The organism is Sorangium sp. So ce1153, from assembly GCF_051521595.1.
Lineage (GTDB): Bacteria > Myxococcota_A > Polyangia > Polyangiales > Polyangiaceae > Sorangium.
Genome location: NZ_CP150361.1, coordinates 9,492,785 through 9,517,584, shown reverse-complemented (window position 1 = coordinate 9,517,584; position 24,800 = coordinate 9,492,785). Strand labels below are relative to the sequence as shown.

Genomic DNA, 24,800 nt, shown 5'->3' with positions numbered 1-24,800 from the left:
TCTAGGGCACGCTCGGACGCATGTGGTTTGACCTGAGAGAAACCCCTCCTTCGTGTTCTCGTCCCCAGGGGGAATCTACCACAGAGTCTACGAGGCTAGGCGATTTGTCTTGGGCGCTGCCCAACATGCCTCGTACTTCTGGGGTGACGTGAGGGGGTGCCTTCATGGGCCGGTCAGCGGACTACTTGGAGTTACTGATGTGGCACTTGGCGACAGTGTGACAAAGCGCGCCCATCGATTCTGAACGGTCTGCAGCGGCTCGCGCGGGGAGCAACAGCCCGAGCGGCGCAACGTTCCGGTAAAAACAGCGGAAGCTGCGCAATCTTTTCGGCAATGCGGAAGAGCTCGAGGTTCACGAGGTCACCGAGCCGGCTCCTTGCGAAAAGCGTGCAAGCTGCACCACGGGGCTCGGGGATACCGGCGCGACGGTGCGTGCGTGTAATCAAAAGTGGTTGAATGTATGTGAATGTGTTCTACTGTTTCGCCTTTCTCATGGGCGGAAGGCAGGGGCGCCGCCAGATTTACGTACGGTGTACGGCGGCGAGCTCGGGGAGCGTACGCAGGGGGACGCCGTGCGATGGGGCCGGGGGGGAGTGGACGGCTCCACGGCTCCGTCGGGGGCCATGGCCTCAGCAGGAGGTCGGTGCGTGGCGCCGTGCGCGGTCCGTGCGAACGGTGGCATCGCGCGACGCGAGCGTGCTCCCGGGGCTGCGGTCCTGCAGCGGTGGGCTTGCGGGCGCGGCGACGAGGCGCTCCTTGCTGTGCGGGGTGCGGTGCGTGGGGAGCAGTGGTGAGGCATGGATCCAGCTGTCCCCTGCCTCGGGGGCCGTGGTGGAGGCACGGGGACAGCTGGTCGGAGGAGGGGCTCACGAGGTCACGTGAGCATGGCGCCGCGGTCTGGCGAGCTCAGCGCACGGGGACCTCGGCGCAGATGGCATAGGTGGTCAGCGTGATGCTCGTCGCCTTCTTGCCATAGCCGCTCTCGAACGCGGCGGTCGACGTCCAGCCCGCGCGGCCTTCCTCCGCCGCGTCGAACGGGGAGTTCTCGATCACCCTGCTGGTCGCCTGCGCTCCGCCGGAGACCGAGAATCCACCGCTGAGGACGATCTCACCGGCGTTGCAGGTCGCCTTGACGCTGACGAACGAGCTGTTGGGCTCTGCCTGGCGCGTCACGGAGACCACGCGGATCTTGGCGAGGCCGGGCGATCCGACCGGTCCCTGGGGACCGCGCTCGCCCTGAGCGCCGCGCGGCCCGACCGGTCCCTGGGGACCGCGCTCGCCCTTGGGCCCAGCCAGCCCCTGGGGGCCGACCTCGCCCTTGGGTCCAGCCGGTCCCTGGGGACCGCGCGCACCGTCAGCGCCCTTGGCACCGTCAGCGCCCTTGAGGCCCTGGGGGCCGATCTCGCCCTTGAGGCCCTGAGGACCGTGCGCGCCGTCAGCGCCCCTGAGGCCCTGGGGGCCGACCTCGCCCTTGAGGCCCTGAGGACCGCGCGCGCCGTCAGCGCCCTTGAGGCCCTGGGGGCCGACCTCGCCCTTGGGACCAGCCGGGCCCTGGGGACCGCGCGCGCCGTCAGCGCCCTTGAGGCCCTGAGGGCCGACCTCACCCCTGGAACCAACCGGCCCCTGAGGACCGATCTCGCCCTTGGGGCCCTGAGGACCGCGCGCGCCGTCGACGCCCTTGAGGCCCTGGGGGCCGATCTCGCCCTTGAAGCCCTGAGGACCGATCGGGCCCTGGAGGCCCTGAGGACCGCGCGCGCCGTCGACGCCCTTGAGGCCCTGGGGGCCGATCTCGCCCTTGGGACCCATGGGCCCCTGAGGACCGCGTGCGCCGTCGACGCCTTTGAGGCCCTGAGGACCGATCTCGCCCTTGGGGCCCATGAGTCCCTGAGGACCGTGCACGCCGTCAGCGCCCTTGAGGCCCTGAGGACCGACCTCGCCCCTGGGACCCGCGGGCCCTTGAGGACCACGCGCGCCGTCAGCGCCCTTGAGGCCCTGCGGACCGATCTCGCCCTTGGGGCCCATGAGTCCCTGAGGACCGTGCACGCCGTCAGCGCCCTTGAGGCCCTGAGGACCGACCTCGCCCTTGGGGCCCTGAGGACCGCGCGCGCCGTCGGTGCCCTTGAGGCCCTGGGGGCCGACCTCGCCCCTGGGACCCGCGGGCCCCTGAGGACCGCGCGCGCCGTCGGCGCCCTTGAGGCCCTGAGGACCGATCTCGCCCTTGGGACCCGTGAGGCCCTGAGGACCGTGCGCGCCATCGGCGCCCTTGAGGCCCTGGGGACCGCGCGCGCCGTCAACGCCCTTCAGACCCTGAGCCCCGTCGTGGCCTGCGGGCCCTTGCGGGCCGCGCTCACCGCGCTCGCCCTTGGGCCCAGCGGGTCCCTGCAGCCCTTGCGGGCCGCGCTCGCCCTTGGGCCCAGCGGGCCCCTGCAGCCCTTGCGGGCCGCGCTCGCCCATGGGCCCTTGAGGACCGCGCGCGCCGTCGGCGCCCTTCAGCCCCTGAGGACCGATCTCGCCCTTGAGGCCTGCTGGCCCCTGAGGACCGCGCGCGCCGTCGGTGCCCTTCAGACCCTGAGGACCGATCTCGCCCTTGGGCCCAGCCAGGCCCTGCGGGCCGCGCGCGCCGTCGGCGCCCTTCAGCCCCTGAGGACCGATCTCGCCCTTGAGGCCTGCTGCCCCCTGAGGACCGCGCATGCCATCAACGCCCTTCAGACCCTGGGTCCCGTCGTGGCCCGCGGGCCCTTGCGGGCCTCGCTCACCGCGCTCACCCTTGGGCCCTGCGGGCCCCTGGAGCCCCTGGAGGCCCTGAGGACCGATCTCGCCCTTGGGCCCAGCCAGGCCCTGCGGGCCGCGCGCGCCGTCAGCACCCTTGAAGCCCTGAGGACCGATCTCGCCCTTGAGGCCTGCTGCCCCCTGAGGACCGCGCATGCCATCAACGCCCTTCAGACCCTGGGTCCCGTCGTGGCCCGCGGGCCCTTGCGGGCCGCGCTCTCCGCGCTCACCGCGCTCGCCCTTGGGCCCTGCGGGCCCCTGGAGCCCCTGGAGCCCCTGGAGGCCCTGAGGACCGATCTCGCCCTTGGGCCCAGCCAGGCCCTGCGGGCCGCGCGCGCCGTCAGCACCCTTGAAGCCCTGAGGACCGATCTCGCCCTTGAGGCCTGCTGCCCCCTGAGGACCGCGCATGCCATCAACGCCCTTCAGACCCTGGGTCCCGTCGTGGCCCGCGGGCCCTTGCGGGCCGCGCTCTCCGCGCTCACCGCGCTCGCCCTTGGGCCCTGCGGGCCCCTGGAGCCCCTGGAGGCCCTGAGGACCGATCTCGCCCTTGGGCCCAGCCAGGCCCTGCGGGCCGCGCGCGCCGTCAGCACCCTTGAAGCCCTGAGGACCGATCTCGCCCTTGAGGCCTGCTGTCCCCTGAGGACCGCGCATGCCGTCAACGCCCTTCAGACCCTGGGTCCCGTCGTGGCCCGCGGGCCCTTGCGGGCCGCGCTCTCCGCGCTCACCGCGCTCGCCCTTGGGCCCTGCGGGCCCCTGGAGCCCCTGGAGGCCCTGAGGACCGATCTCGCCCTTGGGCCCAGCCAGGCCCTGCGGGCCGCGCGCGCCGTCAGCACCCTTGAAGCCCTGAGGACCGATCTCGCCCTTGAGGCCTGCTGTCCCCTGAGGACCGCGCATGCCGTCAACGCCCTTCAGACCCTGGGTCCCGTCATGGCCCGCGGGCCCTTGCGGGCCGCGCTCTCCCCGCTCTCCGCGCTCACCCTTGGGCCCTGCGGGCCCCCGGAGCCCCTGAGGACCGATCTCGCCCTTGGGGCCCGCGGGCCCCTGGAGCCCCTGTGGCCCCATGGCCACTTTGCCCGGGCGGCTGAAGGACACCAGATCCTCCGAGGTCTGGCACTGCCCCGGGCCGCTCACGATCCGGACCTGTCCAGTCTGCTTCTGCGTGCAGGTGTAGATCAGATCGGCGTCTGCCTCCACCTGCGCTGGACCGCCGGCCCAGCCGGTGCCCGCGCTGGCCATCACGCCCGCAAACCCGGCGAGGATTCCAGCAGAAACCGCACTTGCTCGATACTTCCGCATGTGACTCCACCTTTCTCTCAATTCCGAGCTTCAATGCGCTCGATCCCGCAGGCAGCCGTGTTCAGATCAGGTGGAGCCCAGGAGGCGAGTTCGTCGGTCAAAGGGCGATCTCGGGACGGATCCCCCCCCGCGCCCAGCCCCGCCTTGCTCGACGAGAGTCCCACCAATAGCGGCACGAAAAGTCAGGGCGATGCGTCGATGCGACACCCGAGAAGCCGCGCCACGACGCGGGCGCGGCCAGGTGCAGCCAGCGCTCGAAGGCTCCTGTCACCGATGCGCTGTGTCTGGAGCGATCCTAGGTTGATGGGGGCGGTTCACCAAGCCCCCATGTTGAGGGCTTGACAGCCACGACGAGAGTCGACTCGCCGACGCCAATCCGGGGAGCGCCGTAGCCGCCCCGGCGCGGGGCGCCGGCGCGCCGCTGGTCATCGAGGCCGATCGCGGCGAAGGCCTGAAAATAAACGCCGATCGAGCCCGCGAACGCGCAGAAGCCGCCAGGGGCGAACAACGGATACCGGGGCGGCGAACGAACACCGTGAGAGGCCGCCGCGGCGCGTCCAGCTCATCGCTCGCCGCGCCTCGTACAGCGACCCGGAGCAGGAGAACCGCGAGGCGGAGGCGCCGCCAGGAGAACCCAGGAGAGCCTCTCCCTGGCTTCCCTGGTGTCTCGGCGGTTCAACTCCTCATCGTCCGGGCATCTCTCCAGGGCAGCGGGCTCGGACCGCCGCCGCGACAGGAGCATGGAGGAGCAGAGAGAGCCTGGCGCTCCTGGCGTGGCCGCTGGCGCTCGCCTCGCCGCGGGCGATGGGCGCCATCACGCGCCGGACCAAGGAGGCGATTTTGTGCATGGCCGTGGCGGACCCGCCACGATGGGGAGTATGCCTGTCCCTCGTATGAACGAAGCCGACGAAGCCGCGGTCGTCCTCGCGACGGAGCGCCTGGATCTACGCCCCCACGGGCCCTCCGACGTCCAGTTCATGATCGCGCTGAACTCGGATCCGGAGGTGATCCGTTACACGGGGGACGCCGCGTTCGCCAGCGAGGAGGAGGCGCGCGCGGTGATCGGGCGGCTGGCGCGCCAGTTCGAGGCGTGGCGCATGGGGCGATTCATAGCGCTCCACCGGAGCACGGGGGAGAAGCTCGGCTGGTGCGGGCTGAGATGGCATGAGGAGCTCGAGCTCGCGGACCTCGGATACCGCTTCTTCAGGAAGCACTGGGGCCAGGGGTACGCGACCGAGGCGGCCGCGGCGTGCGTCCGCTATGCCTTCGAGGAGCTCGGGCTCCCGCGCCTCGTCGCGCACGCGATGCTCGAGAACGCGGCGTCGGTCAGGGTGCTGGAGAAGCTCGGGTTCCGCCGGACGGGGCCGACCGTGTTCAAGGGCCTCGTGGCCGAGGGGTTCGAGCTCCTGAGGGCCTGACCGCCGCGCCCCCTGCTGTCGGGCGCGACGGGGCGACCGGCTCACCGGTCCGTGCCGAGCAGGCCGGAGACGAGCAGATGGCCTTCATGCCAGAGCCCGAGCCCGGACTCCGCGTTGATGTGCCCTGCGTCCCCGGCGTCGACGAAAGCGGCCCCCCAGGCACGGGCGAAGTGCCGCGCGCGCGCCACGTCGACGTACGGATCGGTCCGGCTCGCCGCGACGATCGTCGCGAACGGCAGCGGGTCGAGCGGCATCGGCGAGAACGAGCGCACCTCGGGCGGCGTGCGCTGCTCCGAGTCGACGTCGGCCGGGGCGACGAGCAGGGCGCCGATCACGCGGCCGGTCGCCGCGCCGCGCGCCCAGTGCGCCACGAGCGCGCACGCGAGGCTGTGCGCCACGAGCGCGACAGGGCCAGGCGCGCCGCGGACCGCCTCGTCGAGGCGCGCGACCCAGGCGTCGAGCGCGGGGCGATCCCAGTCGTCCTGGAGCACGCGCGTGTAGCCGTATTCACGCTCCCACAGCGTCTGCCAGTGCTCCGGCCCGGAGCCGCCCAGGCCCGGCAACAACAAGATCCTCGTCGCCTCCACCGCGAACCGTCCTTTCGAGAGCCCCGCAGGACACAGGGTGTACCCCACCTCGAGCGCGGAAGGAATTGCCGGGAGCGGCGCGGCGCGCGGCCACGCCGCGCGCCCGGATCTTTTCGCCGCCGGCGGCGCAGGGCGGCGGCGCGGCTCACTCCGGCAGCAGGTAGTCGAACGGCTGCCCCACGTTGCCCACCCAGTCCGTCGGGCGCACGCAGAACCGGGCCGGCAGGTCGCGGGCATCCAGGAAGATGGGGAACCGCCGGTAGCGGAGCCACTCGGCCTCCGGATCGTCGCAGTCTGTCGCCTCGGGCGGGCCGAAGCGGTACTCGAAGTCCGCGAGCTCCGGCAGCGAGAAGATCGGCTCGACGTGCATGCCCTCGGTCGCGTCGCCCCCGCGCGAGAGCTCGGGCCGGCGCGTGGGCGGGGTCGTGTCGATCGTGGTGAGCACGACCGTGGGGAACGAGAGCGGCTGCCACGCGGCGTCCGGCGCCTGCGTCGGGCCCGCGAGCACGCACAGCTGGTGGACCCCCTCGGCCTCGGGCAGCGACAGGCCCGAAAGGGACTGCGCGTCGAGCTTGATCGGGGCCGAGTAGCCCTCGGGCCGGCGGCAGTCGACCTCGCCGGCGCGCCCCAGCTTGTAGCGGAAGAAGCCGAGCGCGTCGCGCTCGCCGAGCGTCACCTCCCAGGTGTTCGTCGCGCCGGTCGCCGGATCGCTCGGCCGCTCGCGCGGTAAGGGATAGGTGAGCACGTCGAGCGCCCGGCCGGCGTCGAGCGGGCAGCCCTCCAGGTCGAGCGCGAAGCGCCCGTCGGCCGCGAAGCAGGCGCTCACGGAGGTCACGTCGACAGCGTAGCTCGCGCCCTCGGCCGACACGCCGGGGGGCGCGTCGACCTCGCACGGCCTGCCGAGGAAGCAGTCGCCGTCGGGCGGGCTGCCGAGGGTGGTGGTGTTGACGACCGCGTAGACGCGCTGCGCTTCGTCGAGCACCGGCGATCCCGAGCTGCCGTTCGCGACGTCGGCGCAGCGGTTCCGGTGCGCGCCGAACCAGTGCCAGCCGTGCTCGACGATATCGAACGTGCCCTCCTCGCTGCAGCGCGCGCGCCGCAGGAACTCCACCTCGAGCTGCGGCGCGCCCACGACCGACACGCGCGATCCGGGAGCCGGCGCCGACGGGGCCAGGCCGAGCGCGACGACGCCGCGCTCCCGGAGGGCGCCGATCGTGGCGTCGAGCTCGACCACCGCGAGGTCGGTGCCCTTCATCGTCGCATAGCGGATGGTCTTCGCCGGGACCGCCACCTGCGCGTCCACGGTGTCGCTGAAGTAGTTGAAGATCATCTGCAGCTCCGGCGCCGCGGCGGTGTCCACGTTCACCGCGTTGGCCGACGTGAGCGCGGCCCACTCGTGCGTGCAGTGGGCGTTCGTCAGCACGTGCGCGGGCGCCTCGGGCCGCCCCGCAGGGTCGATGAGAAAGGCCGTGCAGGCCCCGGAGCCGAGCCCGCCGCTCAGCCGCCCCACCGCCCGGAGCGGCGCGCTGCCCTCGTCGAGCCCGCGCAGGAGCTCGGACTGGCCCTCTCCGGGCCCCGGACCGCCGCCCGCGCCGCCCGCGCCCCCGGCGTTGCCCGTGCCGCCCGCGCCGCCCGCGCCGCCGGCGCCGCCCGCGCCCCCGGCGTTGCCCGCGCCCCCGGCGTCTCCTCCGCCCGCGCCCGTGCCGCCGGCGCCCCCCTGTCCGCCAGCGCCCCCGGGGGGATCCGACGTCGAGCAGGACGCAGAGACGAGGCCCGCGCAGGAGAGCAGCCCTGCGAGCGTCAGCGAGAGAGAACGCGGCGTCATCGATCGAGCTCCTTCGTGAGCGAGGTGCCGTAGCTTAGCCGCCGCAGGTGAAGCTCGCCCGGCGTTCTCCCGAACGGCGACCCGAGCCGCTGCTTGACAGCCGGCCGAGGTCCGCTCATAAATTGGTTGTACGACCAACCAATAAACCGGCGAGCCGCTCGACGGACGAGCGAACGCGCCGAACGCGCCGAACGCGCCGAACGCGCCGAACGAGCACAGACCGGACGCAGGAACGTCACCATGCCCCGACCGTCCAACACCGCGGAGCGCCGAGCTCAGATCGCGCGCGCTCTCCTGAAGACCATGGCGGAGCGCGGCTACGAGGGGGCTTCCGTCGGGGCGATCGCCGCGGCGGCGCAGATCGCGCCGGGGCTCGTGCACTACCACTTCGAGAGCAAGCGAGAGATCCTGCTCGCCGCGGTCGAGCTGCTCGCGCAGGACCACGCCGAGAGGCTCGAGCGGCTGCTCGCGGCCGCGGGGGACGACCCCGCGGCGGAGCTCCGCGCGTTCATCGACGCGCACCTGCGCGCAGGCGATTCGGCCGATCCGCAGGCGCTCGCGTGCTGGATCTGCGTGAGCGGCGAGGCCCTCCGGGACGCCGGGGTGCGCGCGGCGTTCGCGGGAGCGCTCGAGGACGCGGTGCGGCGGCTCGTCGCGATCCTGAGGCGCGGCGCGCGAGCGCGGGTGTTCTCCTTGCCGCGCGCGGAGGTCGACGCCGCGGCCGCGGCCATCGTGGCCGCCATCCAGGGCTATTTCGTGCTCGCGGCCACGGCGCGCGAGCTCATCCCGCCGGGCTCGGCCGCCAGCGCGACGTGGGCGATGGCGTCGGGGCTCCTGGGCCTCTCTTCTTCCACCAGTTCCACCAGGAAGGCGAGCCGCTGATGCGCTTTCCCCATCTGTCCTTGCGGCGGCTCGGGCTCCTGACGTCGCTCTACATGTGCCAGGGGCTCCCGTTCGGCTTCTTCACGCAGGCGCTGCCCGTCCTGCTCCGCAAGCAGGGGATCTCGCTCGAGGGGATCGGGCTCGCCTCGCTGCTCGCGCTCCCGTGGGCGCTCAAGTTCCTCTGGGCGCCGCTCGTCGACCGCTTCTTCTCCCCGCGGCTCGGGCGCCGCCGCTCGTGGATCCTCCCGTCGCAAGGGCTCATGACCCTGGTGCTCGGGCTGCTTTCGCTGCGGGGGCCCGGCGAGGGGCTCTCGTGGGTGCTCGCGGCGGTGCTGATCGTCAATCTGCTCTCGGCGACGCAGGACATCGCCACGGACGGCCTGGCGGTGGACATGCTGGCGCCGGGCGAGCGAGGGTGGGCCAACGGCATCCAGGTGGCCGGCTACCGGGCCGGGATGATCGTGGGCGGGGGGGCGCTGCTCGTCCTCTTCGACCGGCTCGGCTGGGGCCTCACCTTCGCGGTCATGGCGCTGTCGATCGCGCTCCTGAGCGTCCCCACGCTGCTCACCCGCGAGGCGGGGAGCGCGCCCGGATCGGATCGAGCCGCCTCGGTCGCCGCGATCGCCACGTCGTTCTGGCGGCGCCCTCACGCGAGGCAGGTGCTCGCGCTCCTCGTGGTGTACAAGCTCGGCGACGCCTTCGCGGTCGGCATGCTGCGGCCGTTCCTCTCCGACATCGGCCTCTCCCTCTCGGACATCGGCTGGCTCGTCGGGACGGTGGGCTTCGTGGCGGGGCTGCTCGGCGCGCTGGCCGGCGGGGCGCTGGTGCTGCGGCTCGGGCGGCGCTCGTCGCTCGTCGGCTTCGCCGTCCTCCAGGCGGTGAGCGTGCTCGGGTACGCGTACGTCGCGCGCGCGGAGCCCGGGGTGCCGCTGCTGGCGGCGCTCTGCGCGTTCGAGCACTTCGCCGGGGGGATGGCGACCGCGGCGCTCTTCACGTGCATGATGGACTGGACCGATCGGGAGAGCGCCGCCACGGACTACACGATCCAGGCGAGCGCGGTGGTGATCGCCACCGGGGTCGCGTCGGCCGCCAGCGGCTTCTCCGCGGGCCGCCTCGGCTATCCGCTGCACTTCAGCCTGGCGGCCGCCCTCGCGGCGCTCTCGCCGGCGGCGGCCCTGCTGCTGTTCCCGGGCCGGCGCCACCCGGCGGAGCCCGCGCTGAACACGCGAGGCGCATCACCTCACGTCACTCGTCACTGTACGCAACGCGGTAGATAACCCCGCTCGTGTCGTCGCTCACGAGCAGCGAGCCGTCCGGCAGCTGCAAGAGGCCGGCGGGGCGGCCGAAGACGGCGCGGCCGTCCTCGATGAGCCACCCGGTGACGAAATCCTCAAAGCCCTTCGGCTGGCGCGTCTCCTTGTCGAACAGGACGCGCACCACCTTGTAACCGACCGCCGGGTAGCGGTTCCACGAGCCGCGCATGGCGACGAACGCGTCGTTCTTGTACTCGGCGGGGAACTGATCGCCCGTGTAGAAGCGGAAATCGATGGGCGCGCTGTGCGCGTCATAGACGAGCTCCGCGGGCTCGGTGGTCTCGGCGTAAGCCTCCTTGGTCGTGCCGGGCGGGTCGTCCATGATCGGGTCGATCCCGCGCTCGCCAGGGCCGGCCGAGTAGACATAAGGCCAGCCGTAGTCCTTGCCCTCGACGAGCCGGTTGAGCTCCTCGGGCGGCACCACGTTGCCGCGCTGATCGCTGCCGTGATCCATGCCCCAGAGCTCGTCCGTGCCAGGGTACCAGTCGAAGCCGATCGTGTTGCGAAGGCCCTTGGCGAACACGGCGCGGCTCGGCTGCGTCTGCCCCTCGAGCGACGGGTCGATCAGCAGGAGCGTGGCGTGCTCGGGGTTCGTCTCCGCGCACGCGTTGCAGCTGCTGCCGACCGAGAAAAGGATCGACGCGCCGTCAGGGGTGAAGCGCATCGTGCGCTTGCCGTGCTGGCCCCCGTCGGGCAGATCGGTGAGGAGGGCAATCGGGTCGCCGAACCTGCCGTCGCCGTTGATGCGCGAGGCGTAAAGGGTCGTGGCCGTCGCCAGGTACGCTGTCTCGCCATTTTCGCTGATCGCGATGCCGTGCAGGGTCTCGAAGCTCTGGTCCCCGGCGAACGCCGGCACCCCCTCGTCCGCCACCCCGTTGTCGTCGGTGTCGCGCAGGAGCAGCACGTCGCCTGGCGTCGGCCGCGTGACGTACACGCCCCCGCCGGGGGCGAGCGCCATCATGCGCGCATTGCCGACGTCCTTCGTGAACACGCTGATGGTGAACCCGGGCTTCGTCTCGAGCTTCTCGAGCAGCTCGTCGGAGAACGGCCGCTCCTCCGGCCTGAAGGTGTTGTCGTCCTCCGGGCTGTAGCCGCCGCCCCCGGCGCCGCCGGCGCCCGCGCCCTGGCCACCCCCGCCCGACTGCGTGGTCTCGCCGTCCGGAGGCGCGCCGCCGCTCCCCCCGGAGCCGGCCGGGGAGTCGACGGGCTTCACGCCGCCATCCTCGGCGCACGACGGCGCGAGCAACAGAACGAGCAAAGGCGCAAGATACCGCTTCATGCGAACGACCCTTTCCGAACAGGCAGGCTCCAGCCGCGTGGCACGTCCACGGTCCAGAGCCTTCCCGATGACCTCGTCGCGAGCGAGGGCCAAAAGCACGCGCCGTACCCGCCCGCGGCGCGCAGGTATGCGAGGACATTTTACAAAGAGGACGAACCACGCGCTGTGGCAGAAAGGATCGGCGCCGGGCCGCGCGTGGCACAAAGTGACGCGCGGCGAGCGGCGCCCGGCGCCGCTGTCCGGCGCTCGGGCGCGATCGCGCGCCGCGCGCCCTGCTACAGTGCGGCCGACGTGCACGCCACAACGAAGCTGATGCTCATCCGGCACGGGGAGACGGACGACAACCGCGCGCAGGTCTTCCAGGGACAGGCGGGGAGCGGCCTCAACGAACGAGGGCGCGACCAGGCCGCGCGGCTCGCGGCGCGGTTCGCTGGCGCCCGGATCCGGCTCGCGGCTGTCTACTGCTCCGACCTGGAGCGCGCGCGGGAGACGGCGGAGCGGCTGGCCTCGGCGCTGGGCCTGCGCACGATCGCGGACGCCGGGCTGCGCGAGGTGAGCCTCGGCGCCTGGCAGGGGCTCGGCCGCGCCGAGGTGCAGGCGCGCTTCCCCGAGGAGTGGGCCGCATGGCGGCGCGGCGAGGACGTCCGGCGCGGCGGCGGCGAGACGTACGCGGAGCTCGGCGACCGCATGACGCGCGCGCTCGACCGGATCTCGGAGCGGCACGCAGGGGAGACGGTGGGGATCGTGTCCCACGGCGCCGCCATCAAGACCCTCGTCGGGCGCATCCTCCAGATGGGCACCGGCGGGCAGAAGGCGCTCCAGGTGCCGGCCAACACGGGCGTTTGCCTGATCGAGCACGACCGGACCAGCGGCTACCGCCTCGCGGTCTGGAACGACGCCGCCCACCTCGGCGACGCGCTGGCCGAGGCGCTCTCCGCGCCCCCCGCCTGAGCCGCGCCGCGGGGCCGACGATGGCCCGAGGCCCGGGGCAGCGGCCGCAGCGCCAGGAGCCCGGCAGCGACCGAGCTCCCCGTCAGGGCCGCCGGTGAACGCCTACGCCGGCGCGAGGCGGGCGCCGTGGTCGTCCGCGTCCAGGTCCGCTTCGGGCCCGCGCAAAGGGAGCTGCACGATGAACGTGGCGCCAGCGCCCGGCTCGCTCTCGACGCGGATGGTGCCGCCGTGCGAGGTGACGATCCAGCGCACGATGTAGAGCCCGAGGCCGAGCCCGCCGAAGTTCCGGACCGACACAGCGCGCTCGAAGCGCTCGAAGATCCTCGCCTGGTCCGACGCGGCGATGCCGATGCCGTGGTCCCGGACCGCGAGCAGCGCGCGCTCGCCCTGCCCGCGCGCGACGACGTGAATGGGGCCAGCGGCGCCGTACTTCATCGCGTTGGACAGGAGGTTGATGAGGACCTGCTCCAGGCGGGACGGGTCCCAGTGGCCGACCACAGGCCCGTCGAGATCGAGCTGGGCGTGGCAGCGCGCACCCGCGAGCTGCTGGCCCATCCGCTCGACGACCTCGCGCGCCAGGGCCGCCAGATCGACCGGGGCGCGCACGAGGGTCAGCCGCCCGGCGTTCAGGCACGTGACGTCGAGCAGCTCGTTGACGAGGTGGCCGAGCCGCGCGATCTGGCGGTTGAGGACCTGGAACGCCGCGTCGATGCGCTCCGGGGCGACCTCCGCGCGCTGGTAGCGAGGCAGCAGCCGCTCGACGAGGTGCGCTTGCATCTTCAGCGAGGTGAGCGGGGTCTTGAGCTCGTGCGAGGCGACGAGGAGGAACTCGTCCCGGCGCGCGATCGCCTCCTGGGCCTCGGCGAACAGGCGGGCGTTGTCGAGCGCGAGCGCCGCACGGCGCCCGAGCTCCTCGGCCAGCCACAGGTCGGCGAGGCCGTAACGGCGCCGGGCCGCGGTCGCCAGCAGGGTCATGACGCCGAAGCGCCGGTCGCGCGCGCGGAGCGGGACCCGGAGGAAGGCGTGAACGCCGAGCTGCTGCAGCAGGGGCGCGGCGCGGAGGTCGCCCACCTCGGGTCGGCTCGGCGGCGCCGCTGCCAGGGGCCGCAGCGCGTCCATCAGCGCGCCGGTCAGCTCGGCCGGTATGCCGGCCGTGGCGGCCGTGTGTGTCGGCGCGCCGGGAGCGAGATCCACGTCGATGACGCACTGGTCGGCCAGGTCGGGCACGGCGAGGTGCGCCACGCTCTCGAGGGTGGCGCTGTAGCCGAGGGCCATCAGCCTGTGGCTCGCCTCGGCCAGGAAGCGCTCGGCCTGCTCGGCGCGCTTGCGATCGGTGATGTCGGTGGAGATGCCGCAGAGCACGCCGGGCATGACATGGTCGCCGAGAGGGAATTTCACCGACAGGAAGGTGTGCGGCCCGTCCTCCAGCAACACTTCCTCCTCGCACTCCAGCGGCTCTCCCGCCCCGAGCACCCTCCGGTCGTGATGGTCGATGACCTCCGCGAACGCAGGAGGCCAGAGCTCGGCGTTCGTCTTGCCGAGGATCTCCTCGATCGGCAAGCGCAGGATGCTGCATAAGTGCCGGTTGACGAGCAGGTGCCGGCCCTCGCGATCCTTGAGGTAGATAACCGCCGCCGAGTTGTCGACGATCGCCTGGAGGGTCGCCTGGTTGGCCCGGAGCTCCCGCTCCGCCCGCCGCCGCTCGGCGTTCTCCTGTTCGACCCGGGAATAGAGCATCGCGTTCTCGAGCGAGATGGCCGATTGCGAGGCGAGCAGCTCGAGCACGCTGAGCCGCGCAGGGGTGAACGCCCCGGCGACGAGCTTGTTCTCCAGGTAGAGCAGGCCGAGCAGCCGGTCCTGCCGCACGATCGGGAGGCACAGCACCGACCTCGGCCTCTTCTGGGCGAAATACTCGTCCTCCGAGAACGGGTGCCTGGCGGCGGCGTCGTCGAGCAGCACGCGCTCGTGGCTCCGGTGAACATAGTTGAGGAGGGACCGCGGCAGCGCCGCCGCCATCGCCTCTTCGGCGTCGAGCAGCCGCGCCGTGCCCTCGGAGGCCGCGAGCGCAGCCGCGGTCGACAGGCGATCTCCCTGGAGCAGGAGCACATACCCCTCGTCGGCGCCCGCGTGCTCGACCACGATGCGCAATAGCATCTCGAGCAGGCGCGGGAGCTTGAGCTCGCCGGAGATGCTCTGCGCGGCCTTGACCACCGACAGGACGTCGAACTGCTCGGCCCGCACCGCGAAGGTGACGGTGGGGGCGATGGGCCTGCGCTCGACGAGGTAAGGATACCGCTGGTCGAGCTGCTCGACCTTGGCGTGGGCGCCCCAGCGGAAGTAGCCGGCGCGGGCCCTCCGCAGGTAAGCGTCGGCCGGGGTGGCGAGGCCGCGCGCGCGGCAGAGCCCCGCGGCGAGCTCGCAGGCGATCGCCTCGTGCTGGACGAAGCCGTTCTCGCGCGCCGAGGCGATGGCCTGCTCGTAGAGCCGGAGGGCCTCCAGCTCCTGCCCGCGGAGCCTGGCGATCTCGGCGCACACGAGGGCATGCTTGTGGCCGAAGTTCTCGGGGCAGCTCTCCGCCCAGACGCCGAGCTGCCGCTCGCAATCGAGGAGCCCCGTGGGGAGCTCGCCTCGCGGCGATGTCGACGCCCCGTGCGCCTCGCTGAAGGCCGCGGCGAGCGCGAGCGCGCGATAGTAGAAGCTCTCGGCGACCAGCACGTGCGCGGCGGTCTTCCAGTCCTCATCGACGAGCACGCGCGCCGTCGCCGCGCACGCCTCCTCGGGGGAGCCGAGCACGAGCCGCGCCTGGGCCTTCAGGCCGTAGTAAAAGCCGCGCAAGTTTCCCGGAGGGAGCCTCGCCTCGAAGGCCTCCTGATCCAGCTCGGACCCATCCAGCATCGAGAAATGGGCTGGCCTGCCGCGCAGCGTCTGGACCATGTGAGGGACGCTGAGGAGGACGTCGTGAACGAGCTCATAACCAGCCTTGCGCACGAAGCCGAGGCGATCCTCGGCCTCGCGGAGGACGTCCTCCAAGGGCTCGCCGCACAGCAGCGGGAACACCGCGCCAAACAGGCAATTGTAACACGCGCTGTTCCAGTCGCCGCACTCCACTGCGGCGTTGAAGCCGAGGCGCCTGTAGAAAAAGGTCTCTCGGTAGTGGTGCGTCCAGAAGACGACCAGGTCCCCGAACAGGCTGAACACCGCGCTCTTGGCGGCGAGGGAGGGGCTCCTGTCCGCCAGATCGTAGGCGAGCTTGCCGAACAGGTACGCCTCTTTGTATCTCCCGAACCGCGGGCCCAGCACCTTCGCGAAGGACGTGTACGCAGTGGGGGAGCTCTCCGTGTTGCCGTGGCGCAGGCTGAGCTTGATCATGCGCGCGAGGAGCACGTAATGCAGCCTCACATCCACGAAGAGAGCAGGGACGGTCACGCCCATCAGGACGCGCATCACGACCTTCATCTCCGGGTGCTCCATGGGGGGCAGGTGGATCAGGTCCTCGATCGCCCGGTCGCCCAGGGCTCGCCAGACGCTCTCGGTCTCCTCCTCGACCTGTGCGTCGGTGATCGGATGCGACAGCGCGATGTCCCAGGCGCGTAGGCACGCGAGCCCGATCTCCACGGCGCGGGCGCATTGCCCGCGGGTGACGTTCAGCGCGACGGCGAGCTCGACGACAGCGGCCCTCTCGAGCTGGGTCGTCGCGCGCTCCATGAGCTCTCCGATCAGCCGCTCGGCCTCCTCGAAATGGCCGGTGACGTACGCGGCGTGCGCGCGCTCGAGGCTCAGCTGGTAGGCCAGCGCGTACTGCGCCTCCCAGCGATCCTCGCCGAGGAGGGCCATTCCGGCGGCGAAGAGGGCGGCGGCGGACTCGTGGGCCGCCGCGGCCCGCGCTCGCCGGCCGGCGCGGAGGTTGAGCGCGGCGAGGTCGGCCCGCTCCGCCGGGGAGCGGATGAGCGCGGCGCCGCGGTTGAGGTGGCCCACGATGTCGAAGAGCGCCTCCTCGCGCTCTCCCGCGCTGCGCCCCTCGAGGAGCAGCCGACCGATGCAGAGGTGCACCTCGGCGAGCTGTCCCTCCGGAATGAGCGAATACGCGGCCTGCTGCACCCGATCGTGGAGGAACCGACAGGCGTCTCCGCGGCAGAGGAGCAGCCCCTCGCGCACGGCCTCCGCGAGCGTCTCGCGGAGCTCTGCCGCCGGCCGGCTCGCGACGAGCGCGAGGGTGTCGAGGTCCACGCTGCTGCCGAGGCACGCGGCGAGCTGGAGCGCGTCCCGCGTCGGGGTCGAGAGCCGCTGCAGCTTGCCCGCCATCAGGTCGACGACGTTGTCGGTGAAGCCCTTGGCACGGATCGCCGCGACATCCCACTGCCACCCGCCCTGCTCTCCGTCGAAGGCGATGAGCCCCTCCTGGTGCAGCTCGAGGAGGAACTGGAGCACGAAGAACGGGTTGCCGCCGGTCTTCTCGTGGACGAGCCGGGCGAGCGGCTCGACCTGCGCGGCGGTGGCGTGGACCGTCTCGGCGACGAGCGCCCCGACATCGGCGGCGGACAGCGGCGCGAGGCCGAGCTCGGAGACGACGGCGCCGTGCTTGCGCGCCTCGGCCAGCGTGAGCGACAGCGGGTGCGCCGGGCCGACCTCGTTGTCCCGGCAGGCGCCGAGCAGCAAGAGGTGCTCGGCCTCCGCGTGCGTGACGAGCTGCTCGAGCAGCTGCAGGCTGCCTGCGTCGGCCCACTGCAGATCATCGAGGAAGAGCACCATCGGGTGCTCCTTCCGGGCGCACGCCGCGACGAAGCGCTGGAGCGTCGCGTGGAACCGGCGCCGGGCCTCGGGGGCCGGGAGCTCGGGCACGGGCGGCTGCGGGCCGATGAGCAGCGCGAGCTCGGGGAGCACGTCGGTGAGCAGCCCGCCGCTCGGGCCGAGGGCCTCCTGGAGGCGCCGCCGCCAGCGCTCGAGCTCGTCCTCGCTCACGTAGAGGATCTCCTGCAAGAGCCCCCGGAAGGCCTGAAGCAGAGCGAGATAGGGGACGTCGCGCTTGAGCTGATCGAACTTGCCCGAGAGAAAGAAGCCTCGCTCCCGCACCACCGGCCCGTGGAGCTCGGCCACGAGCGACGACTTGCCGATGCCCGAGTAGCCCGACACGAGCACGAGCTCTGTCCGGCCTTGCGAGAGCACCCGGGCGAGCGCGGCGAGCAGCGCCTCTATCTCGCGCTCGCGCCCATAGCGTCGCTGCGGGATCTGGAGCCGGTCGGAGACGTCGCGCTGCGCGAGCGGGAATGCCTCGATGGTGCCGCTCGCCCTGAGCTGCGCGAAGCACGCGTCGAGGTCGTACCGCAGGCCGAGCGCGCTCTGATAACGCTCCTCGGCGGCCTTGGCGAGCAGCTTGAGCACGACCGCGGACAGGGCCGGGGGGATCGAGGGGACGACCGCGTGCGGCGGCTGCGGTTTCTGGGCGATGTGGCAATGCACCCACGCCACGGGATCGCTCGCCTGGAAGGGCGAGGTGCCGGTCAGCATCTCGTAGAAGGTGACGCCGAGGGAGTAGAGGTCGGTCCGCTCGTCGATCCAGCGGTTCATCCGGCCTGTCTGCTCGGGCGCCATGTACGCGAGCGTCCCCTCGATGAGCCCGTCGTCAGGGAGGCGCTGAGGCTCGCGGGGCGAGAGGCAGGCGATCCCGAAGTCGGTGATCTTCACCTCCCCTGTCTCGGGGTTGCAGAGCAGGTTCTGCGGCTTGATGTCCTTGTGGATGACGTGGTGCCGGTGCAGCTCGGCGAGGGCCGCGGAGAGGCGGAGGGCGAGGGGAAAGAAGCGCTCGAGCGGCATCGGCCCGTCGAGGAGCTGGTCGAGCGAGCGGCCGCCGAAGTTCTCCAGGACCAGCGCCACCTGGTCGCCGAACGCCTCGATCGCATGCGCCCTGACGATGACCGGCGCGTCGAGCCTCGTCGCGATCTCGTACTCGTGGTGCAGCCGCCCGAGGGCGCGGGGGCTCGCGTGGTCGCGCCGCAGGACCTTGAGCACGACCGGCCGGCCGTCCTGCTCGCGCCGGGCTCGGTAAAGGATCGTATCTGCGCCGGTGTGCAGGACCTCCAGCACGAGGTAACGAGGACTCTCAGGCATATCGCAGGATCTTCGAAAGCCGGAGCGGCCTCCGAGGCGTCAGCGTCGATGGTGATGTTGCCAAAAGCGTCGCGCTTCGCCACGGGCAAATGGCGGCGTTATGCCGCGCTGGATCGCCTGCCGTGTCGCCGCGCCAGGCCCGCCGGGGCGAAGGAAGCCGACCTCCCGCAGCGGCTCCCGGTGAAGATCTACGCCGGCGCGAGGCGGACGCCGTGGCCGTCCGCGTCCAGGTCCGCTTCGGGCCCGCGCAAAGGGAGCTGCACGATGAACGTGGCGCCGGCGCCCGGCTCGCTCTCGACGCGGATGGTGCCGCCGTGCGAGGTGACGATCCAGCGCACGATGTAGAGCCCGAGGCCGAGCCCGCCGAAGTTCCGGACCGACACAGCGCGCTCGAAGCGCTCGAAGATCCTCGCCTGGTCCGACGCGGCGATGCCGATGCCGTGGTCCCGGACCGCGAGCAGCGCGCGCTCGCCCTGCCCGCGCGCGACGACGTGAATGGGGCCACCCGCGCCGTACTTCATCGCGTTGGACAGGAGGTTGATGAGGACCTGCTCCACGCGAGACGGATCCCAGCGCCCGATCACAGCCTCGTCCAGATCGAGCTGGACGCTGCAGCGCGCGTCCGCGAGCTGCTGGCCCATCCGCTCGACGACCTCGCGCGCCAGGGCCGCCAGATCGACCGGGGCGCGCACGAGGGTCAGCCGCCCGGCGTTCAGGCGCGTGACGTCGAGCAGCTCGTTGACGAGGTGGCCGAGCCGCGCGATCTGGCGGTTGAGGACCTGGAACGCGGCGTCGATCCGCTCCCGGGGGACCTCCGCGCGCTGGTAGCGGGGCAGCAGCCGCTCGACGAGGTGCGCTTGCATCTTCAGCGAGGTGAGCGGGGTCTTGAGCTCGTGCGAGGCGACGAGGAGGAACTCGTCCCGGCGCGCGATCGCCTCCTGGGCCTCGGCGAACAGGCGGGCGTTGTCGAGCGCGAGCGCCGCACGGCTCGCCAGCTCCTCGGCCAGCCACAGGTCGGCGGGGCCGTAACGGCGCCGGGCCGCGGTCGCCAGCAGGGTCATGACGCCGAAGCGCCGGTCGCGCGCGCGGAGCGGAACCCGGAGGAAGGCGTGAACGCCGAGCTGCTGCAGCAGGGGCGCGGCGCGGAGGTCGCCCACCTCGGGCCGGCTCGGCGGCGCCGCTGCCAGGGGCCGCAGCGCGTCCATCAGCGCGCCGGTCAGCTCGGCCGGTATGCCGGCCGTGGCGGCCGTAGGTGCCGTGGCGGCCGTAGGTGCCGGCGCGGCCGTAGGTGCCGGCGCGGCGGGAGCGAGGTCCACGTCGATGACGCACTGGTCGGCCAGGTCGGGCACGGCGAGGTGCGCCACGCTCTCGAGGGTGGCGCTGTAGCCGAGGGCCATCAGCCTGTGGCTCGCCTCGGCCAGGAAGCGCTCGGCCTGCTCGGCGCGCTTGCGGTCGGTGATGTCGGTGGAGATGCCGCAGAGCACGCCGGGCATGACATGGTCGCCGAGAGGGAATTTCACCGACAGGAAGGTGTGCGGCTCGTCCTCCAGCAACATCTCCTCCTCGCACTCCAGCGGCTCGCCGGTATCGAGCACCCTCCGGTCGTTGTCCTGAAGGGTCTCGGCGGCCGGAGCAGGGAAGAGAGCGGCGTCGGTCTTTCCAAGGAGCTCACGGCTCGACCGGTTCAGGACGCTGCCCGCGTGACGGTTGGCGAGCAGATACCGGCCCTCGCGATCCTTGAGGTAGATGGCCGCCGCCGAGTTGTCGACGATCGCCTGGAGGGTCGCCTGATTGGTCCGGAGCGCCTGCTCCGCCCGCCGCCGCTCGGCGTTCTTCTGCTCGATCCGTGAATAGAGCATCGCGTTCTCGAGCGAGATGGCCGATTGCGAGGCGAGCAGCTCGAGCACGCTGAGCCGCGTGGCGGTGAAGGCGCCAGCGACGAGGCCGTTCTCCAGGTAGAGCAGGCCGAGCAGCCGGTCCTGCCGCACGATCGGGAGGCACAGCGCCGATCTCGGCCGCTTCCGGGCGAAATACTCGTCCTCCGAGAACGGGTGCCTGGTGGCGGCGTCGTCGAGCAACACGCGCTCGTGGCTCCGGTGAACATAGTTGAGGAGGGACCGCGGCAGCGCCGCCGCCATCGCCTCTTCGGCGTCGAGCAGCCGCGCCGTGCCCTCGGAGGCCGCGAGCGCAGCCGCGGTCGACAGGCGATCTCCCTGGAGCAGGAGCACATACCCCTCGTCGGCGCCCGCGTGCTCGACCACGATGCGCAATAGCATCTCGAGCAGGCGCGGGAGCTTGAGCTCGCCGGAGATGCTCTGGGAGGCCTTGACCACCGACAGGACGTCGAACTGCTCGGCCCGCACCGCGAAGGTGACGGTGGGGGCGATGGGCCTGCGCTCGACGAGGTAAGGATACCGCTGGTCGAGCTGCTCGACCTTGGCGTGGGCGCCCCAGCGGAAGTAGCCGGCGCGGGCCCTCTGCAGGTAAGCGTCGGCCGGGGTGGCGAGGCCGCGCGCGCGGCAGAGCCCCGCGGCGAGCTCGCAGGCGATCGCCTCGTGCTGGACGAAGCCGTTCTCGCGCGCCGAGGCGATGGCCTGCTCGTAGAGCCGGAGGGCCTCCAGCTCCTGCCCGCGGATCCTGGCGATCTCGGCGCACACGAGGGCATGCTTGTGGCCGAAGTTCTCGGGGCAGCTCTCCGCCCAGACGCCGAGCTGCCGCTCGCAATCGAGGAGCCCCGTGGGGAGCTCGCCTCGCGGCGATGTCGACGCCCCGTGCGCCTCGCCGCAGGCGGCGGCGAGCGCGAGCGCGCGATAATAGAAGCCCTCGGCGACCAGCGCGTGCGCGTCCGTCGTCCAGTCGTCATCGATGATCACGCGGGCCGCCGCCGCGAGCACCTCCGCGGGGGAGCCGAGGACGAAGAGCGCCTGGAGCTTCACGCCGTAGTACAGGCTGTGGGCGCTGCGCGAGTCCGGAGGAGGGAACCGCGCCTCGAAGCCGGCCTGATCCAGCTCGGACCCATCCAGCATCGAGAACTGGAGCGGCCGCCCGCGCAGCGCCTGGATGACGTACCGGACGCCGAGGAGGACGCCATGAACGAACGCGTACCCGGCCTTGCGCACGAAGCCGAGGCGGTCCTCGGTCTGGTGGAGGACGTCCTCCAGCGGCTCGCCGCAGAGCAGCGGGAACACCGTGGCCCAGATGCAGTTATAGCAAGCGTTGTTCCAGTCGCCGCACTCCACGGCGGCGTTGAAGCCGTGGCGCGCATAGACGCAGGTCTCCCGGTAGTGGCGCGACCAGAAGGCGACCTGCTGTCCAAACAGCGTGAACACCGGGGCCTTCATGGCGAGTGCGGGGCTCCTGTCCGCCAGGTCGTAGCCGAGCTTGCCGAACAGATAACACGCCTCGTACCTGTCGAACCGCGGGCCGAGGACCCGCGCGAAGGCGACGTACGCCTGGGCGGAGCTCTCGGCGTTGCCGTGGCGCAGGCTGAGCTCGACCATGCGCGCCACGAGCAGGTAGTGCAGGCTCTGGTCCACGAAGAAGGAGGCCATGGCCACGCCCCGGAGGACGCTCATCGCGACCTTCATCTCCGGGTGCTCCATGGGGGGCAGGTGGATCAGATCCTCGATCTTCCGATCACCGAGGGCCTGCCAGATGCCCTCGGTCTCCTCCTCGACCTGCGCGTCGGTGACGGGGAGCGACGGCTCGATGCCAAAGGCGCGGAGGCACGAGAGCCCGATCTGCACGGCGCGGTCGCTCCGCTCGCGGGTGATGTTCAGCGCGACGGCGAGCTCGACGACAGCGGCCCTCTCGAGCTGGGTCGTCGCGCGCTCCATGAGCTCTCCGATCAGCCGCTCGGCCTCCTCGAAATGGCCGGTGACGTACGCGGCGTGCGCGCGCTCGAGGCTCAGCTGGTAGGCCAGCGCATACTGCGCCTCCCAGCGATCCTCGCCGAGGAGGGCCATTCCGGCGGCGAAGAGGGCGGCGGCGGACTCGTGGGCCGCCGCGGCCCGCGCTCGCCGGCCGGCGCGGAGGTTCAGCGCGGCGAGGTCGGCCCGCTCCGCCGGGGAGCGGATGAGCGCGGCGCCGCGGTTGAGGTGGCCCACGATGTCGAAGAGCGCCTCCTCGCGCTCTCCCGCGCTGCGCCCCTCGAGGAGCAGCCGACCGATGCAGAGGTGCACCTCGGGGAGCTGCGCCGCCGGGATGAGCGCGTAGGCCGCCTGCTGCACGCGGTCGTGGAGGAACCGGTAGGTGACGTCCCGGCAGAGCAGCAGCCCCTCGCGCACGGCCGCCGCGAGCGCCTCGGAGAGCTCCGCCGCCGGGCGGTTCGCGATCACCTCGAGGATGTCGAGGGTGAAGCTGCTGCCGAGGCACGCGGCGAGCTTGAGCGCGTCCTGCGTCGAGGCCGAGAGCCGCCTCAGCTTGCCCGTCATCAGGTCGACGACGTTGTCGCTGAAGCCCTTGTCGCGGATCGCGGCGATGTCCCACCGCCACGCGCGCTCGTCCGCGTCGAAGGCGAGGAGCCGCTCCTGGTGCAGCGCGATCAGGAACTGGATCAGGAAGAACGGGTTGCCGCCGGTCTTCTCGTGGACGAGCCGGGCGAGCGGCTCGACCTGCTCGGCCGGAGCGCGGACCGTCGCGGCGACGAGGGCTCCGACGTCGGCGGCGGACAGCGGCGCGAGGACGATGTCGGTGACGGCGGCGCCGCCCTTTCGCGCCTCGGACAGCATGAGCGACAGCGGGTGCGCCGGGCCGACCTCGTTGTCCCGGTAGGCGCCCACCAGGAGGAGGTGCTCGGCCTCGGCGTGCGTGACGAGCTGCTCGAGCAGCTGGAGGCTCCCGGCGTCGGCCCACTGGAGATCATCGAGGAAGAGCACCATCGGGTGCTCCTTCTGGACGCACGCCGCGACGAAGCGCCGGAGCGTCGCGTGGAACCGGTGCCGGGCCTCGGCCGCCGGGAGCTCCGGCGCGGGCGGCTGCGGGCCGAGGAGCAGCGCGAGCTCGGGGAGCACGTCGGCGAGCAGCCCGCCGCTCGGGCCGAGGGCCTCCTGGAGGCGCCGCCGCCAGCGCTCGAGCTCGTCCTCGCTCACGCAAAGGATCTCCTGCACGAGCCCGCGGAACGCCTGGAGGAAGGCGTGGTAGGGGATATCCCTCTTGAGCTCGTCGAACTTGCCCGAGAGAAAGAAGCCCCGCGCGCGCGCCACTGGCCGGTGCAGCTCGGCCACGAGCGACGACTTGCCGATGCCCGAGTAGCCCGACACGAGCGCGAGCTCCGGCCGGCCCCGCGCTGCCACGCGGTCGAAGACGGCGAGCAACGCCTCGACCTCGCGCTCGCGCCCGTAGAGCCGCTGCGGGACCTGGAGCCGGTCGGAGACGTCGCGCTGCCCGAGCGGGAATGCCTCGATGGTGCCGCTCGCCCTGAGCTGCGCGAAGCACGCGTCGAGATCGTACCGCAGGCCGAGCGCGCTCTGATAACGCTCCTCGGCGGCCTTGGCGAGCAGCCTGAGCACGACCGCGGACAGGGCCGGGGGGATCGAGGGGACGACCGCGTGCGGCGGCTGCGGCTTCTGGGCGATGTGGCAATAGACCCACGCCACGGGGTCGCTCGCGTGGAAGGGGAGCGTCCCGGTCAGCATCTCGTAGAAGGTGACGCCGAGGGAGTAGAGGTCGGTCCGCTCGTCGATCCAGCGGTTCATCCGGCCTGTCTGCTCGGGCGCCATGTACGCGAGCGTCCCTTCGATGAGCCCGTCGTGGACGAGCTCCTGGGATTCGCGCGGCGCCAGGCAGGCGATCCCGAGGTCGGTGATCTTCACCTCTCCTGTCTCGGGGTTGCAGAGCAGGTTCTGCGGCTTGATGTCCTTGTGGATGACGTGGTGGCGGTGCAGCTCGGCGAGCGCGCCGGCCAGGCGGAGGGCGATGGGGAAGAAGCGCTCGAGCGGCATCGGCCCGTCGAGGAGCTGGTCGAGCGAGCGACCGCCGAAGTCCTCGAGCACCAGCGCCACCTGGTCGCCGAGCGCCTCGATCGCGCAGGGCTTGACGACAGCCGGCGTGTCGAGCGCCCTGGCGACCTCGTGCTCGTGGTGCAGCCGCCCGAGGGCGCGCGGGCTCGCGTGGTCGCGCCGCAGGACCTTGAGCACCACGGGGCGATCGCTCTGCCGGTGTCGCGCCCGGTAGAGGATCGTGTCGGCCCCCTCGTGGATGACCTCCAGGGCGACGTACTGCGAAAGGACGGGCATACCAGGATCTCTGGGGCGGTCGAGGCGCGGCTTCCGATGTGCCGAGTGCCGACCGGGGATTTTGACAAGCGCGCCGCGCTTCGCCACGATCAACGCGAGCAGTCCAGTGGGTGTGCGCCCGCGCCGGCTCGCCTGCGCG

General features: G+C 72.1%; 10 protein-coding genes. 4 read left to right on the top strand and 6 right to left on the bottom strand.

Going from position 1 to position 24,800, the window contains the following annotated elements; genetic code table 11:
- Positions 1-906 precede the first annotated feature (906 nt).
- Complete coding sequence (locus tag WME85_RS34115) at positions 907-4,065, bottom strand: collagen-like triple helix repeat-containing protein (protein WP_437827289.1); 3,159 nt, start codon at positions 4,063-4,065, stop codon at positions 907-909.
- An 878-nt stretch (positions 4,066-4,943) separates the two neighbouring features.
- On the opposite strand from WME85_RS34115, the gene WME85_RS34110 reads away from it, so the two are divergent.
- A complete protein-coding gene (locus WME85_RS34110; RefSeq protein WP_437827288.1) occupies positions 4,944-5,483 on the top strand; it encodes a GNAT family N-acetyltransferase in 540 nt (179 codons plus the stop codon).
- A 41-nt stretch (positions 5,484-5,524) separates the two neighbouring features.
- Here the strand turns inward: WME85_RS34110 and WME85_RS34105 are convergent, their stop codons facing one another.
- Positions 5,525-6,070 carry an RBBP9/YdeN family alpha/beta hydrolase gene (locus WME85_RS34105; protein WP_437303237.1) on the bottom strand — a complete coding sequence of 182 codons (546 nt, stop codon included), beginning with the start codon at positions 6,068-6,070 and terminating at the stop codon, positions 5,525-5,527.
- 145 nt (positions 6,071-6,215) lie between these two features.
- Positions 6,216-7,895 (bottom strand): trypsin-like serine peptidase, encoded by a 1,680-nt coding sequence (locus WME85_RS34100; RefSeq protein ID WP_437827287.1) that lies wholly within the window; start codon positions 7,893-7,895, stop codon positions 6,216-6,218.
- Between the two features lie 240 nt (positions 7,896-8,135).
- Here WME85_RS34100 and WME85_RS34095 point away from each other — a divergent pair, with 240 nt between their 5' ends.
- Both WME85_RS34095 and WME85_RS34090 read left to right on the top strand, forming a co-directional pair.
- Positions 8,136-8,777 carry a TetR/AcrR family transcriptional regulator gene (locus WME85_RS34095; protein ID WP_437827286.1) on the top strand — a complete coding sequence of 214 codons (642 nt, stop codon included), beginning with the start codon at positions 8,136-8,138 and terminating at the stop codon, positions 8,775-8,777.
- A complete protein-coding gene (locus WME85_RS34090; RefSeq protein WP_437827285.1) occupies positions 8,777-10,054 on the top strand; it encodes an MFS transporter in 1,278 nt (425 codons plus the stop codon). Before WME85_RS34095 ends, WME85_RS34090 begins: the two co-directional genes overlap by 1 nt.
- On the opposite strand, the gene WME85_RS34085 is transcribed toward WME85_RS34090, so the two are convergent.
- Positions 10,023-11,369, bottom strand: a complete 1,347-nt coding sequence (locus WME85_RS34085; protein ID WP_437827284.1) for a PQQ-dependent sugar dehydrogenase — start codon at positions 11,367-11,369, stop codon at positions 10,023-10,025. The genes WME85_RS34090 and WME85_RS34085 overlap by 32 nt on opposite strands.
- A 291-nt stretch (positions 11,370-11,660) precedes the next feature.
- On the opposite strand from WME85_RS34085, the gene WME85_RS34080 reads away from it, so the two are divergent.
- Positions 11,661-12,320, top strand: a complete 660-nt coding sequence (locus WME85_RS34080) for a histidine phosphatase family protein (RefSeq protein WP_437827283.1) — start codon at positions 11,661-11,663, stop codon at positions 12,318-12,320.
- A gap of 102 nt (positions 12,321-12,422) precedes the next feature.
- Here WME85_RS34080 and WME85_RS34075 read toward each other — a convergent pair whose 3' ends face one another.
- A complete protein-coding gene (locus WME85_RS34075; RefSeq protein WP_437827282.1) occupies positions 12,423-18,425 on the bottom strand; it encodes a sensor histidine kinase in 6,003 nt (2,000 codons plus the stop codon).
- Positions 18,426-18,613: 188 nt separating this feature from the next.
- Positions 18,614-24,661, bottom strand: a complete 6,048-nt coding sequence (locus tag WME85_RS34070) for an AAA family ATPase (RefSeq protein ID WP_437827281.1) — start codon at positions 24,659-24,661, stop codon at positions 18,614-18,616.
- Positions 24,662-24,800: the final 139 nt, after the last annotated feature.